Consider the following 385-nt stretch of genomic DNA (forward strand, 5'->3'; position numbering starts at 1 on the left):
TTCCAAGGTCGAGGCGCTGCTCGGCAAAACGCTGCCCGACAGCGCCTTCGACAAGGCCGATCCCGAACTGCCGCTCGATTTCTCCAACGCGCCGAGACTCAAGCTGATCTATCTGTCGTCGCTGGAGTTCAAGGCGGACTTTTCCGGCCGCATCATGGAGCGGCTGATCCGCCACCACGCGGCGCTCGGCACCAAGGTACGCATCCTGGTCACCGACGTGCTGGAGCGCGACAAGGACGACGCCCTGCTGCATCGGCTGGCGGCGGAGTTTCCCAATGTCCAATTGCAGGAATATCGCTGGCAGGCCGATCACGGCGCGCCGATCGACGAGCAGCTCTCACAGCTGCACAAGACCCATCACATCAAGATGCTGGCGACCCTGGCC

At 63.1% G+C, this 385-nt stretch carries 1 pseudogene; it reads left to right on the forward strand.

Annotation, left to right across the window (positions count from 1 at the left end):
* Positions 1 to 385 (forward strand): annotated as a pseudogene (locus EOA60_RS37230) (phosphatidylserine/phosphatidylglycerophosphate/cardiolipin synthase family protein); the annotation flags it as partial.

Source organism: Mesorhizobium sp. M1A.F.Ca.IN.020.06.1.1 (assembly GCF_004023265.1).
Classification (GTDB): domain Bacteria; phylum Pseudomonadota; class Alphaproteobacteria; order Rhizobiales; family Rhizobiaceae; genus Mesorhizobium.